Here is a 14,775-nt window from a genome sequence, read left to right on the forward strand (position 1 = left end):
AAAAACGGCGCTGAAGGCAATGTGCTACCGTTCGGCGCCGGTTTTCCATCTTTTTCCGTTGATCTTCTATGCTGGAACTTAGGGAGAGCAACAGCGTTCAGGATGGAAACAGCCTGCAGTGATTGGCTGAAATGGTTACCTCGGAGGGGACGCCGCCATGCGCAACCTCAGCCTCACCCGCCAGTGCCTTGGCCTGGTGACTCGTATTGAATGCAGCATTCGTCCGCTGTCTGGCGACAACGGCATGTGGACGCTGCTGTTTGCGGCCGGCATGGCCGGTGAACAGCCCTCGGCGATCAAGGCCCAGGGGCCGTTCCATGGACCGCTGGTGGCCGAGTCGGTGCTCAACGCGATTGTCGACAGCCTGACCTTGCATGGTTACCACGTTGCTGAAGACCCGCAGATCTGGTGTGTGCACCTGCAAGGGCAACTGCGCAAGATCAACGGTGAACGCTGCCGCAATCTGGGCGACTATCAGTTTCATCCTGAAACCTAACCCGCCCGCTTGAGCGATTTGTACCCTGCGGCAACCGACCGCAGGCTTTTGCTGTAACAGGTGGGTGGCTATACTCGCGATCGCTTTCCGCTCACCTGACGAGTTTTATCCTCCATGGAACGTTTTCTCGAGAACGCGATGTACGCATCGCGTTGGTTGCTTGCCCCGATCTACTTCGGCCTGTCGCTTGGCCTGCTGGCGCTGGCGCTGAAGTTCTTCCAAGAAGTCCTGCATGTACTGCCCAATGTGTTCGCTCTCAGCGAGGCCGACCTGATCCTGGTCATCCTGTCGCTGATCGACATGTCGCTGGTTGGCGGCCTGCTGGTGATGGTGATGATCTCTGGCTACGAGAACTTCGTCTCGCAGCTGGACATCGACGACAGCAAGGAAAAGCTCAGCTGGCTGGGCAAGATGGACTCGACCTCGCTGAAGATGAAAGTCGCCGCGTCGATCGTGGCAATTTCTTCGATTCATCTGCTGCGGGTGTTCATGGATGCGCAGAACATCTCCACCGACAAGCTGATGTGGTACGTGATCATCCACATGACCTTTGTCATTTCGGCATTTGTCATGGGTTATCTGGACAAGCTGACCAAGCACTAAGCATTGCTCTGCCGCATTGCCCATGCCGCCCGACCGTTGCCCAACGGCCGGGCGGTTGTGTATCTGCGGTGCGCAGTGGCCCGGTAGCTGATCTGCTGCGCTGCAGTGTGCTAGGCTGCTCGCCCTTTTGATCAAGGGCGCGGCTGCACTGCGCCCTGCTGCGGAGCAAGTCAATGTCCGAACTCATTCTGTCCACCGACGAAACCCGCGTCAGCTACGGCATTGGCCGTCAGCTCGGCGGTCAGCTGCGTGACAACCCGCCACCAGGCGTCAGCCTGGAAGCCATCGTCGCCGGCCTGACCGACGCCTTCAATGGCGTTGAAAGCCGGGTCAACGAGGCCGACCTGTCGGCTGCGTTCAAGACCATCCGCGACATCATGCAAGCCGAAGCCGCTGCCAAGGCTGAAGTCGCTGCTGCTGTGGGCGTCGAGTTCCTGGCTGAAAACGCCAAGCGCGAAGGCATCACCACCCTGGCTTCGGGCCTGCAGTTCGAAGTGCTGACCGCCGGTGTTGGCGCCAAGCCAAGCCGCGACGACACTGTACGCACCCACTACCACGGCACCCTGATCGACGGCACTGTATTCGACAGTTCCTACGATCGTGGTCAGCCTGCTGAATTCCCGGTTGGTGGCGTGATCGCCGGCTGGACCGAAGCTCTGCAGCTGATGAATGCCGGCAGCAAATGGCGCCTGTATGTGCCGAGCGAGCTGGCTTACGGCGCTCAAGGCGTTGGCAGCATCCCGCCGCACAGCGTTCTGGTGTTCGACGTCGAGCTGCTCGACGTTCTGTAAGACCGTCTGGGCCGCCTGGTGCGGCCCTTTCGCTTGACCTTCAGTTCCAGTCCGTCCCGCCAGGGCGCAATGCCCGTGCATAGCAGAACAGAAACAAATTGCGTACCAGCTCCTTGAGCACCACCGGCTCGCTTGAATTAAGCCCATGCAGGTCCAGGTCACCCTGGTCGCGTAGCTCGTTGAGGGCGTCCTGTTCAAGTACCGCGCACACTTCACCGGTCTCGCGGTGGAGGATTCTCAGGTAGGGATGGGGGCGGTCCAGCCAGGCGTCGATCAGATAAGTCATGGCTACTCTCCTTGGATAGCTGTTTCCAATGAGAATAATTCTTATTATCAAAATAGCAAGTAACTATTGGTTTTTTTCGCCAATGGTCGGTCGATCCTGTTGCAGGATCTGTCGGGGCCACCGAGGGCAGCCCCAGACCAGAGCAAGTCAGACCTTGCGCACGAACTCGGACTTGAGCTTCATCGGGCCGATGCCGTCGATCTTGCAGTCGATGTCATGGTCGCCGTCGCATAGGCGGATGTTCTTGACCTTGGTGCCGACCTTGACCACCAGCGAGGTGCCCTTGACCTTGAGGTCCTTGATCACGGTGATGGTATCGCCGTCCTGCAGGACGTTACCGACCGAATCCTTCTTCACCACGTCATCGCTGGCTGCTTCGGCATCGCCGCTGGCCGACCACTCGTGGGCGCATTCAGGGCAGATCAGCTGGGTGCCGTCTTCGTAGGTATATTCGGAATTGCATTTGGGGCAGGCAGGCAGAGTGCTCACTACGGGTCCTTTGGCAGGGCTGGAAAAGCCTACATTGTATAAGGTTTTGCCCGTGAGCGGGGCGATGAGATTCGCTCTCATCGCCCTCTGCTGGCGCGATCCGTGTTGGAGCGCCCGATTAGTGAGTACGGGCTACCGCAAACTCGCTGAGTTCGACCAGTGCATCGCGGTATTCGCTGGCTGGCAGTACTTCCAGGCAGGCGATGGCGCGGGCGACGTAGTCGCGGGCCATCTGCGCGGTGTAGGCGAGGGCGCCTGAGTCGTGCACGGCAGCGCGAATCTGCTCGAGATCTTCCAGGCCACCCTTCTGGATCGCCTTGCGCACCAGTGCGGCCTGCTCGGGCGAGCCTTCGCGCATGGTGTAGATCAGCGGCAGGGTCGGCTTGCCTTCGGCCAGATCGTCGCCGACGTTCTTGCCCAGAGTCTCCGAGTCGCCCTGATAGTCGAGCAGGTCGTCGACCAGCTGGAAGGCCACGCCAAGGTGATCACCAAAGGTGCGCAGCGCTTCACGTTGCTCGTCGCTGGCACCGGCCAGCGCAGCGGCGCTGTGGGTCGAGGCTTCGAAGAGCATCGCGGTCTTGCCGCGGATGACTTCCATGTACACCTCTTCGCTGGTGCTCGCATCACGCACCCGCGACAGCTGCAGCACTTCGCCTTCGGCGATCACGCGAGTGGCCTTGGCGAGGATCTGCATCACCGACATCGAACCCAGTTCGACCATCATTTCGAACGAGCGCGAATAAAGGAAGTCGCCCACCAGCACGCTCGGCGCGTTACCCCACAGCGCGTTGGCGGTGGAGCGGCCACGGCGCATGCCGGACATGTCGACCACATCGTCGTGCAGCAGGGTGGCGGTGTGGAGGAACTCGATGGTCGCTGCCAGCAGGCGCAGGTCGTCGCTCTCGCGACCCAGCGCCTTGCCGCAGAGCAGTACCAGCAAGGGCCGCAGGCGTTTGCCGCCGGCCGACGTGATATAGTCGCCGATCTTCGATACCAGCGGCACGCGCGAGGTCAGCTGCTTCTTGATGATCTCGTCGACGGCGCTGAAATCATCAGCTACCGCGCGGTAGAAGGTTTGGGGTTGCATCGGCTGCTCCATTGGGGTTGCGCGGCATGCTAGGTCGAGGGTTGCGGTGTGTCAAGGCACGCTGCCTGCCGCGCCGGGGCGGGACTTGCAAGGCCATCCTGGGTTGCGTACAATCGCGCACCCTAACTTTCCTGGGCAGCACCTGCCTTACGCAATTGCGCCGGGCCGTTCCAGCCTTGTGCAGCCATGCCAGCCAATACTCAATATATAAAGAGCTGGGTGAGCAGGATTATCGGAGAAATACCATGTCTTACGCAGTAATTGTTACCGGCGGCAAGCAGTACAAAGTCGCTGAAGGTGAATACCTGAAGATCGAGAAACTGGAAATCGCCACTGGCGAATCCGTGACCTTCGATCGCGTCCTGCTGGTTGCCAATGGCGACGCAGTCACCATCGGTGCTCCAGTTGTTGCTGGCGCTACCGTGGTTGCCGAGGTCATCTCGCAAGGCCGTCACGACAAGGTTCGCATCATCAAGTTCCGTCGTCGTAAGCACCACATGAAGCGTATGGGCCACCGCCAGTGGTTCACCGAGATCAAAATCACCGGCATCCAGGCTTAATTTCCTAGATCCCCTGAATTTATTTGGAGAATTGAACCATGGCTCACAAGAAGGCTGGTGGTAGTACTCGTAACGGTCGCGACTCAGAATCGAAACGCCTTGGCGTGAAGATGTATGGCGGCCAGGTCATCAAGGCCGGCAACATCATCGTCCGTCAGCGTGGCACCCAGTTCCACGCCGGCTACGGCGTTGGCATGGGCAAGGATCACACCTTGTTCGCCAAGATCGAAGGCGTGATCAAGTTCGAGAAGAAAGGCGAATTCAACCGCCGTTACGTGAGCGTCGTCGCGGGCTAATCGCGCTGTCGCTGGAGAAGCCCCGTCACGCGACGGGGCTTTTTCGTTTGTGGTGAGCCTCTTGCAAAGCTGTTTGTCTGGGCTGCCGGCGTCGGTCTCTGCGTCTCGGGGTCGCCGCGCTCATTTTTGCAAGAGCCTCATGTTTTTGAGTCATTTCAACTCGTCTGCTGACGAGAGGCGGTTTCTATGAAGTTTGTTGACGAAGTATCGATCCGGGTCAAAGCCGGTGATGGCGGTAACGGTTGCATGAGCTTCCGCCGCGAGAAGTTCATCGAGAACGGTGGCCCCAACGGTGGTGATGGCGGCGACGGTGGCTCGGTGTACATGATTGCCGACGAAAACCTCAACACCCTGGTCGACTATCGCTATACCCGTCACTTCGACGCCCAGCGCGGCGCCAACGGCGGCAGCACCGACTGCACCGGCAAGAAGGGCGAAGACATGATCCTGCGGGTGCCGGTTGGCACCACCGTGATCGATGCCTCGACCCAGGAAGTGATCGGCGACCTGGTCAAGGCCGGGCAAAAGCTGATGGTCGCCCAAGGCGGCTGGCACGGCCTGGGCAACACCCGTTTCAAGTCCAGCACCAACCGTGCGCCACGCCAGACCACCCCAGGCAAGCCGGGTGATCAGCGTGACCTGAAACTGGAAATGAAAGTCCTCGCTGACGTCGGCCTGCTCGGCCTGCCCAACGCTGGCAAAAGTACCTTCATCCGTTCGGTATCGGCCGCCAAGCCGAAAGTCGCCGACTACCCGTTCACCACCCTGGTGCCAAACCTGGGCGTGGTCAGCGTCGACCGCTGGAAGAGCTTCGTCATCGCCGACATCCCCGGCCTGATCGAAGGCGCCTCGGAAGGTGCCGGCCTGGGTATCCGCTTCCTCAAGCACCTGGCGCGTACTCGCATCCTGCTGCATCTGGTTGACCTGGCGCCGCTGGACGAGACCAACTCGGCCGACGCTGCCGAAGTCATCGTCAACGAGCTGACCCGCTTCAGCCCGTCGCTGGCCGAGCGTGAGCGCTGGCTGGTGCTGAACAAGTCGGACATGCTGATGGACGACGAGCGTGACGAGCGGGTCAAGGAAGTGGTCGAGCGCCTGCAGTGGAAGGGCCCGGTCTATGTGATCTCGGCAATCTCCAAGCAGGGTACCGAAGCCCTCAGCCGCGACATCATGCGCTACCTCGAAGACCGCGCCGACCGCCTGGCCGCCGACCCGGCCTACGCCGCGCAGCTGGCCAGCCTCGATCAGCGCATCGAAGACGAAGCGCGTGCTCAGTTGCAGGCCCTGGACGATGCCCGTACCTTGCGCCGCACTGGCGTCAAGAGCGTGCACAGCGTTGGCGAAGACGATGTCTGGGATGATGATTTCGAGGACGACGAAGACGGCCCGGAAATCATTTACGTGCGCGACTGATCGCTTGCAGTACACTAAACGCCGCTCTCAGGAGCGGCGTTTTAGTATCTACGAATCGACATGGGTTGGATGAAGATGCGAAGCAAGGTGACGGGCGCGAAGCGCTGGGTCGTGAAGATCGGCAGCGCCCTGCTGACCGCCGATGGCAAGGGCCTGGACCGCGGTGCCATGGGCGTTTGGGTCGAGCAGATGGTGGCCCTGCGTGAAGCAGGGGTGGAGTTGGTGCTGGTCTCTTCCGGGGCCGTAGCAGCGGGCATGAGCCAGCTTGGCTGGACCAAGCGACCGAGTGCCATGAACGAGCTGCAGGCCGCCGCCTCGCTGGGCCAGATGCGCCTGGTGCAGGCGTGGGAGTCGAGCTTTGGTGAGCACGGCAAGCACACCGCGCAGATCCTCCTGACCCACGACGATCTGTCTGACCGCAAGCGTTACCTGAATGCCCGCAGCACCCTGCGCACTCTGGTCGATCTGGGTGTGGTGCCGGTGATCAACGAGAACGACACGGTGGTCACCGACGAGATCCGTTTCGGCGACAACGACACCCTTGCAGCGCTGGTGGCCAACTTGGTCGAGGCGGACCTGCTGGTGATCCTCACCGACCGCGATGGCATGTTCGATGCCGACCCACGGCACAACCCCGACGCCAAGCTGATCTTCGAAGCGCGCGCCGATGACCCGGCGCTCGACGCAGTGGCCGGCAGCACCGGCGGTGCGCTGGGCCGCGGCGGCATGCAGACCAAACTGCGTGCGGCGCGCCTGGCGGCGCGTTCCGGTGCGCACACCATCATCATTGGCGGGCGCATCGAGCGCGTGCTGGATCGGCTCAAGGCCGGTGAGCGCCTGGGCACGCTGCTGTCGCCAGAGCGCGGCATGCTCGCGGCACGCAAGCAGTGGCTGGCAGGCCACCTGCAGACCCGCGGCACGCTGGTGCTCGACGAGGGTGCCGTGCAGGCACTGCGCCAGGCCAACAAGAGCCTGCTGCCGGTTGGGGTCAAGACTGTTCAGGGCAGCTTCCGTCGCGGCGAGATGGTGATCTGCGTCGGCCCGGACGGCCATGAAGTGGCCCGCGGGCTGGCCAATTACAGTGCCTTGGAAGCGCAGAAGATCATCGGCCAACCGTCCGATGCAATCGAAGCGTTGCTTGGCTACAGCGCGGAGCCCGAGCTGGTGCACCGCGACAACCTGGTTCTGGTGTAAGGGGATGACTGTGCTGAAAAAGCTGTTTGCCGTGGCGGTGTTGATGCTGCCGATGGTCGCGGGCGCTGAAGAAATCGGCCAGGTCTCGACCGTGTTCAAGTTTGTCGGGCCGAATGACCGGATCGTCGTCGAAGCCTTCGATGACCCCAAGGTCGAGGGTGTGACCTGCTACCTGTCGCGGGCCAAGACTGGCGGCGTCAAGGGTGGCCTGGGCCTGGCCGAGGACCGTGCAGAAGCCTCGATCGCCTGCCGTCAGGTTGGGCCGATCAACTTCAAGGGTGAACTCAAGGACGGTGACGAGGTGTTCAAGGAGCGCACCTCGCTGGTGTTCAAGACTATGCAGGTGGTGCGTTTTCTCGACAAGAAGCGCAACACCCTGGTGTACCTGGTCTACAGCGATCGCATGATCGAAGGCAGCCCGCAGAACGCGGTGACCGCGATTCCGATTCTGCCTTGGGCGCAGTAGCAGGTAGTACGTATTTCGGGGCTGCTTTGCAGCCCTTTCGCGACACAAGGCCGCTCCTACAACAGCAGATCGCTGCTTTCCTGTAGGAGCGGCCTTGTGTCGCGAAAGGGCCGCGCAGCGGCCCCACTAGCGCAGATCACAGATCAGGCCAACTCTTCGGCCACATCCTCACGCACAATCGCCTTCTCTGCATCGATCCGGCTGATGTACTTCCAGTCCGATTCGTCGATGTAGATGCCATTCGGTCCGCTACCACCTTCCAGATCGATCGCCACGTGCGCCGACACCTGTGGCTTGACGCTGGCCAGAATCGGCACGAAGCCCAGCTGCTGGCTGGTCTCGAGCAGCGCCGCCTGGTTGCGTTCGTCGATGTCGGCGGCCTCGTCGAGGTAGTACGGCAAGCGAATGCGTCCGGCCAGGTCGCGGTCCATCAGGTGCAGCAACAAGTACATGTTGGTCAGCGCCTTGATGGTCATGGTGGTGCCGTTGGAGGCAGCGCCATCGATGTCGGCGTGGATCACCGGCTGGCTGTTGATCTTGGTGATCTCGAACGCCAGCTCGAACAGGTCCTTGAGGCCCAGTTGGTTGTGGTTGGCTGCCACCAGCCGGGCCAGGTACTCCTTGGCCTCTTCGTTCTTGTGATCCTGGTCGCTGCTCTGGGTCAGGTCGAACACCGACAGGGTCTCGCCTTCTTCGTACTGGCCAGCGCTGTGGATGATCTGGTCGATGTGCTTGAGCGCTTCCTTGTTCGGCGCCAGCACCACGCGGAAGCTTTCCAGGTTGGACACCTGGCGCTTGTTGATCTCGCGGTTGAACAGCGCCAGCTGGTGCTCGAGGCTGTCGTAGTCGCTACGGATGTTGCGCAGGGTCCGGGCGATGTCGGTAACCGCCGCACGGCGCGCCTTGGCCAGGGTCAGGGCTTCTTCGGTGCGGTGCGAGTAGGCGTTGATCAGCAGCTGCAGGCGGCGCTCCATGTCGTCTTCGCTGTCGAACTTGGCCACCCCTTTGAGGCGTACCTGGGCGTACAGCGCCTCGATCTGGTTATCCGCCCGTTGCAGCGCCTGCCAGCTGTCCTGGTAGTCATTGAGCAGCGGCAGCAGGTTGTCCATCGAGTCGTCCACCGCTTCCATGAACGGCGTGCCGAACGGCATGTCGTTGGGTAGCAGCTGACGGCGGCGCAGGGCATCTTCGAGGGTGCGCTGCTTGGCTTCGAGGTCGGCCAACTGACGGCCGACCAGTTGCAGCTTGGCCGACAGTTGCTGTACGCGCTCGGTGAAAGCGTCGCTGGAGCGCTTGAGCTCGTCCTGGGCGGCTTCAAGCTGGGCCAGTTGCTCAAGCTTTTCTGGCTCTTCGGCGGCCAAGGTTTCGCTGCGGCGGAAGTCTTCCAGGGCCTTTTGCGCATCCAGTACCTGCTGGTACAGGGCTTCGGTCTGGGCTTTGCTGGCGGTGCGGTCGGCGGCGACCGCCTGCTGGGTCTTGAGCTGCTTGAGCTCGCGGTCGAGGCGGTCTTTCTGGTCGCGCAGGGCCGCGCGGTCAGCCAACGCTTGCAGCGCCGGCGGCTCGATGTGCGAGAGGTCGATGGACAGGCCCGGGGCTTCGAAACGCTCGCCTTTGAAGCTGTCGAGCACCGCTTCCAGTGACTTGACCCAAAGGTCGCTGTCATCCAGTTCGATGCCGCGCTCGCCCAGCGGCAGGCTGAACAGTGCGCCGTTGAACAGGCGCATCAGGCGGTCGACGTCGCCTTGCGAGAACTCTTCGCGCAGGCGTGCGTAGCTGTTGTTGTCGGCATGATCGAGCTGCTGCTTGACCACCTTGACCCGCTTCTCCAGATCCCGCACACGTTCGTCGAGGTCTTCGGTGGAGAACTGCCGCGATTGCGCCAGGGCGCCGGCAAGTTCGTCGTGGGCGTCCTTGGCGGCAAGCAACTGCTGCTCGAGGACGCGTACATCATCGACCAGCGCAAAGCGATTCTTCAGCACCGACAGTTCGCCCAGCCAGCGCTGGATACCGCTGATCTCGCGCTCCAGGCGCATCAGCTCCTGGGTACCGCCGCGTTGGTCGTTCTGCAGGCGGTCCTGCTCGCTGCGGTAATGCTCGGACTGGATCAGCAGTTCTTCTTTACGCGCCATGGCATATTCCTGCCAGGTGCCGAGCAGGTTATCCAGCAGCGGCGACAGGCGATGCAGCTTGCCACGCAGGATGTCGCGCTGGGCGACGCCGCCGGCCAGGGCTTCGACCAACGGCCCGGCGGCGACCAGGGCGTTGTAATCGCCTTCCATGCGGCGTACGTCGCGGAAGGCCTCTTCGCAGGCAGCGATGTAGTCGACGCTGCCCGAGCGCAGGCTGTGCTCGAAGGCATCGAGGAACAGCTGCTTGAGCTTGGCCGCAGTGATTTCGCGCATGTGCAGCAGGTTGATGAACAGGGCGCGGAAGGTCTTCAGGCTCTGCTCGCTGGTCGAGCGCAGCGGGATCAGGGTCAGGTCCAATGGCACCGAAGTATGGCCACCGACCAACAACCGGCGCAGTTCGTCGGGCTTGAGCTCGTAAGCCTTGAGGCCATTGCGCTCAAGGTTGGTGAACAGCTCCTTCTGGCGCAGGCAGGTGTCGTCTTTCTGGTAGTGAGCCAGGTCCAGCTGGCCTTGGTAGGCAAAGAACTGGTGACCGAAGCCGCCGCCCGGGCCGCGGCCGACCACGCCAATCACGTGTGGGCCATGGGGCAGGTCCAGCTCGCAGAGGATGTAGCTGGTGTCGCTGGCGAAGTAGAAGCGGCGCGACTGCTCGAGGCTGTACTTGCCGAAGCTCATGTCCGACATGCGCGCCAGAATCGGGAACTGCAGGGCGTTGATCGACGCCGACTTACCCAGGTTGTTGGCGCCATAGACCGACAGCGGGTGCTCCAGCGGGAACAGGCCGAGGCTGTAGCCGGCGGTGTTGAGCAAGGCGAAGCGGCGGATGCCGTAGCGTGGCTGGCTCATGCGTCAATCTCCTGTTGCTCTTCGCGGATGGCGCGGGCAAGGGCGTCTTCTTCGCTCTCGTCGCCGGCAAACGGGCTGAGGTCGAGCGGGTCGTCGGTTTCCAGTTGCTCGGCGCTGTCGTCGTCGGCCAGCACCGGTACCGGCAGTGGCAGGGCGCTGTGCAGGGTCGCGGCCAGGTCGCGGTCCTGCTGCACCGACAGGCACACATCGATGAAGCGGTGCATCGGCGGCAGGAAGCGGTAGATGCCGCCTTCTTCATGGGCGAAGCCCAGTTGGGTCATACGCCGGAGGATCTTTTCTTCAAGCTCGTCGACGGTCTGTACTTCGGCCTGGATGAACAGGTCGCGGTACTTTTCCAGCAGCGACGGCAGCTCATCGCGGCCGATGCTGCCGCCATCGAGCACGGCGATCGGGTCGCGGCCCTGGTCAGCCAGGTGCTCGACCAGGATGAAGGTGAACAGCGAAAGGCGCTGGGCGGTCTTGTTGACCTGCGCCGCGGCCAGCTCTGGCACGAAGTAATAGAAACCGCGGGTATCGCACACCAGCTCGAAGCCAAGCGCCTTGAACAGGGTGCGGTACTGGTCCTGGAAGTTCGACAGCTGGGCGTACAACTCGGGGTCGCGGCGGCTGACGTGGAAACCTTTGAACAGCTCGCGGAAGATCGGCGCGAGCTGGGACAGTTCGGAGAGATCAAGATGCATTGGCTGGGCTCGCAGTGGATGCAGGCGATGATTCGGTCAGGGCGAAGGAGCGCAGACTCACCCGGTGTTCGGCGGTGAGATAGTCGCGCCGTTCGAGGCGCTCGCGGCTGAAGCGCTTCTCGCGCGACAGGCGCGAGAACCAGTACAGCAGCTCGTCGGTGGCGCCTTCGGGCTCCTGCTCCAGCAGCCAGACCATCAGGTCGGGCAGCGGCAGGGCGCTGGCACAGCGTTCGAGCATCTCCTTGACCGTACGCGGGGCACGTGGCGTCGGGCCCTTGTCGGTGCGGTGGGCCTTGGGGAAGCGCGCCGGCTTGGGCTCGAAGCGGGCCAGCGCGTAAACGTAGGCCTCGACCTGGCTGGCGCTGCCGAGAAAGGTGCTTTGCGGTCGAGTGAACATCGGCATGGCCGCGTGCGGCACGGCATCGATGCCCTTGCGCCGGATCACCGACAGGGCCAGCGCTGCGCCCCGGGTCACGGCGTTGTGCCGGCGCGCTTCTTCGCGCAGCGGCAGCAGCAGTTCGCGGGCATGGCGCAGGGTCAGCTGGGCGCTGGTCTGCATCTCGAGGATGCGCGCATGGGTGCGCAGGAGCATGTCGTCGTCGACCAGGTGGCCGAGCCGCGCCTGCTCGCCGAGCAGGCGCAGCAGCACTGTCTCGACCTTGCGCACGCCTTGCTCGAAGGCGCCGTCGGCGTTGACCAGCTGGATCATCGGCTCGACGTACTCGTCCCAGGTTGCCAGTACTTCGGCGTAGCGCTGGCGCAGCGGGATCTGCCGGTTGCTGGTCTTGGCCCGTTCGGCTACCGCGACCAGCGCCTGCTCGTCGTTGTCGAGTTTCTTCAACACGTCGCGCACGCGCATGTCGAGCAAGCGCAGCTGGCGCGCCAGGTCATCGCTGTCGCGGTTATCGAAAGCGTCCTGAATATGCCCGGCCAGGCGCTCCAGGTGGCGCAGATAGGCTTCGATTTCCAGGCACAGGCCAAGCCGGTGCTCGCGGCGCAGGTAGGCCAGGAAGTCATGGATCTGCGCATTCAGCTCGAAGCGGTTCGGGCTTTTTGCCACCGGTACCAGAATATCCAGGCGGATCCACACATCGAGCAGCTGGGTGATGTCCTGCGGGGTGCTTTCTACCTGCTGGCGGCCGAGTTGCTGGCGCAGTTCGATCAGGCTCAATGTGCCCTGGTCGAAACGCTCGCACAGCGGCTCGATCAATGCCCAGTGTTCGGCGAGGGCGCGCAGGACGCGCTTGGGTTCGATCATTGGCGGGTCGACTCGTTGCCAAATTAAAGCCGGCGATTGTACTGCATCCGGGGGGGAGGAATTCACCCCTTGGTCTGTAATGAGATTGCGTCAGGGATTTACCGGATTGGCTCAGGGTTTTGCCGGCTGGCAAATTTCCGCCAACCTGTAGCGGCGCGGGGCGGTCAACGGCGTTAGAATGCGCGACTGACTTTTCCCGGATGACCGTGCTGTGCTGATCGAGTCCCGCCGCCGCGCTTACCTGTCCGCCATGCAAGTGGTGCACTGGCTGCCGCGTGCCGAACTGCCGTTCGCCGCGCCGTCGCGCCCCGAGCTGCTGCTGCCGCAGGCGCCGGTCGAGGAGGTCGAACTCGAAGCCCTGGCGCCAGCGCCCGCCGCCGCACCGATCGCGCCGCAGGCACGCAGCATCGAACGGCCGAAAATCGAGATTCCGCGCCCAGCCAGCAGCGTCAAGCCAGCGGTCAAGCCGACCGAGACCGAGGCTGAGCCAGTGGTGGCCCGTGCGGCGCCGGTGCCACCGCCACGGTTTGCCCTGCAGTTGCTGCGCGCCGGCAGTTGCCTGGTGCTGGTCGAGCTGGCCACCGGGCAGCCGTTCCAGAGCCGCGACCCATCCTACCTGCTGCTCAAGGACATGCTCCGCGCCGCCGGCCTGCCGGATGCGCCGCAGATCATCGGCGAGCCGATCCGTTGGCCGCTGCTGGTGCGCGGCAACATGGACCAAGGCCCCGAGGCTGCGCGTGACTTCGTCCAAGGCTTTATCCAGGCACGCCTGGAAGAATCACCCTGCACCTGCCTGTGGCTGATCGGCCTGCCGGCGCTGCGCTTTGCCGCCCAGGCCGAGGCACCGGCCTATTACCAAGAACTGCAGGTCGAAGCGCTGGGCACTGCCTGGGCGCTGCCTGGCCTGGAACTGTTGATGGACGAGCCGCAGCGCAAGGCGGACGTCTGGCAAGCGATGCGCCAGCTGATGGCGCGCTGGAAGAGCGTTGAATGAGTGATTCGATCAGTTTCCGCCCGATGACCGAGGCGGACCTGGATGCGGTGCTGAAGATCGAGTACGCCGCGTTCAGCCATCCCTGGACCCGCGGGATTTTTCTGGATGCGCTCAAGTCATACCAGATCTGGTTGATGTTCGATGGCGCCCAGCAGGTGGGTCACGGCGTGATCAACGTGATCATTGACGAAGCGCACCTGCTCAACATCACCGTAAAACCGGAAAACCAGGGCCGCGGCCTGGGCCTGCGCCTGCTGGAAAAACTCATGGCCGAGGCCTACAAGCTCAATGGTCGCGAGTGCTTCCTCGAGCTGCGCGCGAGCAACCAGTCGGCCTATCGTCTGTATGAACGCTTCGGCTTCAACGAGATTGGCCGGCGCCGCGACTACTATCCAATGGCTGGTGGCCGCGAAGATGCCCTGGTAATGGCCTGCACCCTGTTCGACGAGTGACCTTGCGCCGTCAGGTCCAGTCACACAGGCATAACCTGATGAGGCAAGACCATGCACGACCTGCAGGAACTGATCGACAACAACGAGCGCTGGGCAGACGCGATCACCCAGCGTGACCCGGACTTCTTCGCCAAGCTGGCCCGTCAGCAGACGCCGGAGTTTCTCTGGATCGGCTGCTCCGACGCACGCGTGCCGGCCAACGAGATCGTCGGCATGCTACCGGGCGATCTGTTCGTCCACCGCAACGTCGCCAACGTGGTGCTGCACACCGACCTTAACTGCCTGTCGGTGATTCAGTACGCGGTCGAAGTGCTCAAGGTCAAACACATCCTGGTCACCGGCCACTATGGCTGCGGCGGCGTGCGCGCGGCCATGCAGGACCGTCAACTCGGGCTGATCGACGGCTGGCTGCGCTCGATTCGTGACCTCTACTACGAAAAGCGCGGTGAGCTGGCCAAGCTCGACACGGACGAGGCGCGGGTCGACCGCATGTGCGAGCTGAACGTGATCCAGCAGGTGGCCAACGTTGCCCACACCAGCATCATCCAGAACGCCTGGCATCGCGGTCAGGAGCTGTCTATCCATGGTTGCATCTATGGCATCAAGGATGGCCGCTGGAAGAGCCTGGACACCACCATAAGCGGCTTTGCCCAATTGCCGCCGCAATACCGCCTGCGCCCGCAGGAGTAGGCTTAACTCTAAGCCAGTAGCCGC

At 62.7% G+C, this 14,775-nt stretch carries 17 protein-coding genes; 11 read left to right on the top strand and 6 right to left on the bottom strand.

Annotation, left to right across the window (positions count from 1 at the left end):
* Positions 1 to 157: 157 nt before the first annotated feature.
* The 3 genes from IDM28_RS02805 to IDM28_RS02815 all read left to right on the top strand — a co-directional run bounded on the left by IDM28_RS02805 (position 158) and on the right by IDM28_RS02815 (position 1,890).
* Positions 158 to 496: a hypothetical protein gene (locus IDM28_RS02805; protein ID WP_101316388.1), complete on the top strand. Its 339-nt coding sequence runs from the start codon at positions 158 to 160 to the stop codon at positions 494 to 496.
* Positions 497 to 610: 114 nt separating this feature from the next.
* Positions 611 to 1,099 carry a TIGR00645 family protein gene (locus IDM28_RS02810; RefSeq protein ID WP_101316390.1) on the top strand — a complete coding sequence of 163 codons (489 nt, stop codon included), beginning with the start codon at positions 611 to 613 and terminating at the stop codon, positions 1,097 to 1,099.
* 173 nt (positions 1,100 to 1,272) lie between these two features.
* A complete protein-coding gene (locus tag IDM28_RS02815) occupies positions 1,273 to 1,890 on the top strand; it encodes an FKBP-type peptidyl-prolyl cis-trans isomerase (RefSeq protein ID WP_101316392.1) in 618 nt (205 codons plus the stop codon).
* A gap of 40 nt (positions 1,891 to 1,930) precedes the next feature.
* On the opposite strand, the gene IDM28_RS02820 is transcribed toward IDM28_RS02815, so the two are convergent.
* From IDM28_RS02820 to IDM28_RS02830, 3 genes are all read right to left on the bottom strand, one after another.
* The gene (locus tag IDM28_RS02820) at positions 1,931 to 2,176 is read right to left on the bottom strand and encodes a hypothetical protein (RefSeq protein WP_101316394.1); all 246 of its coding nucleotides are present in this window, start codon (positions 2,174 to 2,176) and stop codon (positions 1,931 to 1,933) included.
* Between the two features lie 147 nt (positions 2,177 to 2,323).
* On the bottom strand, positions 2,324 to 2,665 hold the full coding sequence (locus IDM28_RS02825; RefSeq protein WP_101316396.1) for a zinc ribbon domain-containing protein YjdM: 342 nt from the start codon (positions 2,663 to 2,665) through the stop codon (positions 2,324 to 2,326).
* A gap of 118 nt (positions 2,666 to 2,783) precedes the next feature.
* On the bottom strand, positions 2,784 to 3,752 hold the full coding sequence (locus tag IDM28_RS02830) for a polyprenyl synthetase family protein (protein ID WP_101316398.1): 969 nt from the start codon (positions 3,750 to 3,752) through the stop codon (positions 2,784 to 2,786).
* A gap of 245 nt (positions 3,753 to 3,997) precedes the next feature.
* Here IDM28_RS02830 and rplU point away from each other — a divergent pair, with 245 nt between their 5' ends.
* The 5 genes from rplU (at position 3,998) to IDM28_RS02855 (ending at position 7,681) form a co-directional block, all read left to right on the top strand.
* Positions 3,998 to 4,312, top strand: coding sequence for a 50S ribosomal protein L21 (gene rplU, locus IDM28_RS02835; protein WP_101316400.1), 315 nt, complete (start codon positions 3,998 to 4,000; stop codon positions 4,310 to 4,312).
* Between the two features lie 38 nt (positions 4,313 to 4,350).
* A complete protein-coding gene (gene rpmA, locus IDM28_RS02840) occupies positions 4,351 to 4,608 on the top strand; it encodes a 50S ribosomal protein L27 (RefSeq protein ID WP_101316402.1) in 258 nt (85 codons plus the stop codon).
* 186 nt (positions 4,609 to 4,794) lie between these two features.
* On the top strand, positions 4,795 to 6,021 hold the full coding sequence (gene cgtA / locus IDM28_RS02845; RefSeq protein ID WP_101316404.1) for an Obg family GTPase CgtA: 1,227 nt from the start codon (positions 4,795 to 4,797) through the stop codon (positions 6,019 to 6,021).
* Between the two features lie 75 nt (positions 6,022 to 6,096).
* A complete protein-coding gene (gene proB / locus IDM28_RS02850; RefSeq protein ID WP_188035417.1) occupies positions 6,097 to 7,215 on the top strand; it encodes a glutamate 5-kinase in 1,119 nt (372 codons plus the stop codon).
* A gap of 4 nt (positions 7,216 to 7,219) precedes the next feature.
* Complete coding sequence (locus IDM28_RS02855) at positions 7,220 to 7,681, top strand: CreA family protein (RefSeq protein WP_150570020.1); 462 nt, start codon at positions 7,220 to 7,222, stop codon at positions 7,679 to 7,681.
* Positions 7,682 to 7,824: 143 nt separating this feature from the next.
* Here IDM28_RS02855 and mksF read toward each other — a convergent pair whose 3' ends face one another.
* From mksF to mksB, 3 genes are read right to left on the bottom strand one after another with little or no spacing between them, the layout of a single operon-like run.
* Positions 7,825 to 10,656: an Mks condensin complex protein MksF gene (gene mksF / locus IDM28_RS02860; RefSeq protein WP_188035324.1), complete on the bottom strand. Its 2,832-nt coding sequence runs from the start codon at positions 10,654 to 10,656 to the stop codon at positions 7,825 to 7,827.
* On the bottom strand, positions 10,653 to 11,357 hold the full coding sequence (gene mksE, locus IDM28_RS02865) for an Mks condensin complex protein MksE (protein WP_101316410.1): 705 nt from the start codon (positions 11,355 to 11,357) through the stop codon (positions 10,653 to 10,655). The genes mksF and mksE overlap by 4 nt, the downstream gene beginning before the upstream one ends.
* Positions 11,347 to 12,615 carry an Mks condensin complex protein MksB gene (gene mksB / locus IDM28_RS02870; RefSeq protein WP_181089112.1) on the bottom strand — a complete coding sequence of 423 codons (1,269 nt, stop codon included), beginning with the start codon at positions 12,613 to 12,615 and terminating at the stop codon, positions 11,347 to 11,349. The genes mksE and mksB overlap by 11 nt, the downstream gene beginning before the upstream one ends.
* A 211-nt stretch (positions 12,616 to 12,826) precedes the next feature.
* Between mksB and IDM28_RS02875 the strand changes: the two genes are divergently transcribed.
* The 3 genes from IDM28_RS02875 to can are packed head-to-tail and all read left to right on the top strand — an operon-like array spanning position 12,827 to position 14,751.
* The gene (locus IDM28_RS02875) at positions 12,827 to 13,609 is read left to right on the top strand and encodes an energy transducer TonB (RefSeq protein WP_181108172.1); all 783 of its coding nucleotides are present in this window, start codon (positions 12,827 to 12,829) and stop codon (positions 13,607 to 13,609) included.
* On the top strand, positions 13,606 to 14,061 hold the full coding sequence (gene rimI / locus IDM28_RS02880; RefSeq protein WP_101316416.1) for a ribosomal protein S18-alanine N-acetyltransferase: 456 nt from the start codon (positions 13,606 to 13,608) through the stop codon (positions 14,059 to 14,061). The genes IDM28_RS02875 and rimI overlap by 4 nt, the downstream gene beginning before the upstream one ends.
* Positions 14,062 to 14,112: 51 nt before the next feature.
* On the top strand, positions 14,113 to 14,751 hold the full coding sequence (gene can / locus IDM28_RS02885) for a carbonate dehydratase (protein WP_101316418.1): 639 nt from the start codon (positions 14,113 to 14,115) through the stop codon (positions 14,749 to 14,751).
* Positions 14,752 to 14,775: the final 24 nt, after the last annotated feature.

It is taken from the genome of Pseudomonas sp. EZ-C24 (assembly GCF_014525325.1).
Classification (GTDB): Bacteria; Pseudomonadota; Gammaproteobacteria; order Pseudomonadales; family Pseudomonadaceae; genus Aquipseudomonas; species Aquipseudomonas shirazensis.

What these genes read in the sequence shown, in the direction of transcription:
- IDM28_RS02805 (WP_101316388.1), top strand. Translation starts at nt 158, where the DNA reads ATGCGCAACCTCAGCCTCACCCGCCAGTGCCTTGGCCTGGTGACTCGT.
- IDM28_RS02810 (WP_101316390.1), top strand. Translation starts at nt 611, where the DNA reads ATGGAACGTTTTCTCGAGAACGCGATGTACGCATCGCGTTGGTTGCTT.
- IDM28_RS02815 (WP_101316392.1), top strand. Translation starts at nt 1,273, where the DNA reads ATGTCCGAACTCATTCTGTCCACCGACGAAACCCGCGTCAGCTACGGC.
- IDM28_RS02820 (WP_101316394.1), bottom strand. Translation starts at nt 2,176, where the DNA reads ATGACTTATCTGATCGACGCCTGGCTGGACCGCCCCCATCCCTACCTG.
- IDM28_RS02830 (WP_101316398.1), bottom strand. Translation starts at nt 3,752, where the DNA reads ATGCAACCCCAAACCTTCTACCGCGCGGTAGCTGATGATTTCAGCGCC.
- rplU (WP_101316400.1), top strand. Translation starts at nt 3,998, where the DNA reads ATGTCTTACGCAGTAATTGTTACCGGCGGCAAGCAGTACAAAGTCGCT.
- rpmA (WP_101316402.1), top strand. Translation starts at nt 4,351, where the DNA reads ATGGCTCACAAGAAGGCTGGTGGTAGTACTCGTAACGGTCGCGACTCA.
- cgtA (WP_101316404.1), top strand. Translation starts at nt 4,795, where the DNA reads ATGAAGTTTGTTGACGAAGTATCGATCCGGGTCAAAGCCGGTGATGGC.
- proB (WP_188035417.1), top strand. Translation starts at nt 6,097, where the DNA reads ATGCGAAGCAAGGTGACGGGCGCGAAGCGCTGGGTCGTGAAGATCGGC.
- IDM28_RS02855 (WP_150570020.1), top strand. Translation starts at nt 7,220, where the DNA reads ATGACTGTGCTGAAAAAGCTGTTTGCCGTGGCGGTGTTGATGCTGCCG.
- mksF (WP_188035324.1), bottom strand. Translation starts at nt 10,656, where the DNA reads ATGAGCCAGCCACGCTACGGCATCCGCCGCTTCGCCTTGCTCAACACC.
- mksE (WP_101316410.1), bottom strand. Translation starts at nt 11,357, where the DNA reads ATGCATCTTGATCTCTCCGAACTGTCCCAGCTCGCGCCGATCTTCCGC.
- mksB (WP_181089112.1), bottom strand. Translation starts at nt 12,615, where the DNA reads ATGATCGAACCCAAGCGCGTCCTGCGCGCCCTCGCCGAACACTGGGCA.
- rimI (WP_101316416.1), top strand. Translation starts at nt 13,606, where the DNA reads ATGAGTGATTCGATCAGTTTCCGCCCGATGACCGAGGCGGACCTGGAT.
- can (WP_101316418.1), top strand. Translation starts at nt 14,113, where the DNA reads ATGCACGACCTGCAGGAACTGATCGACAACAACGAGCGCTGGGCAGAC.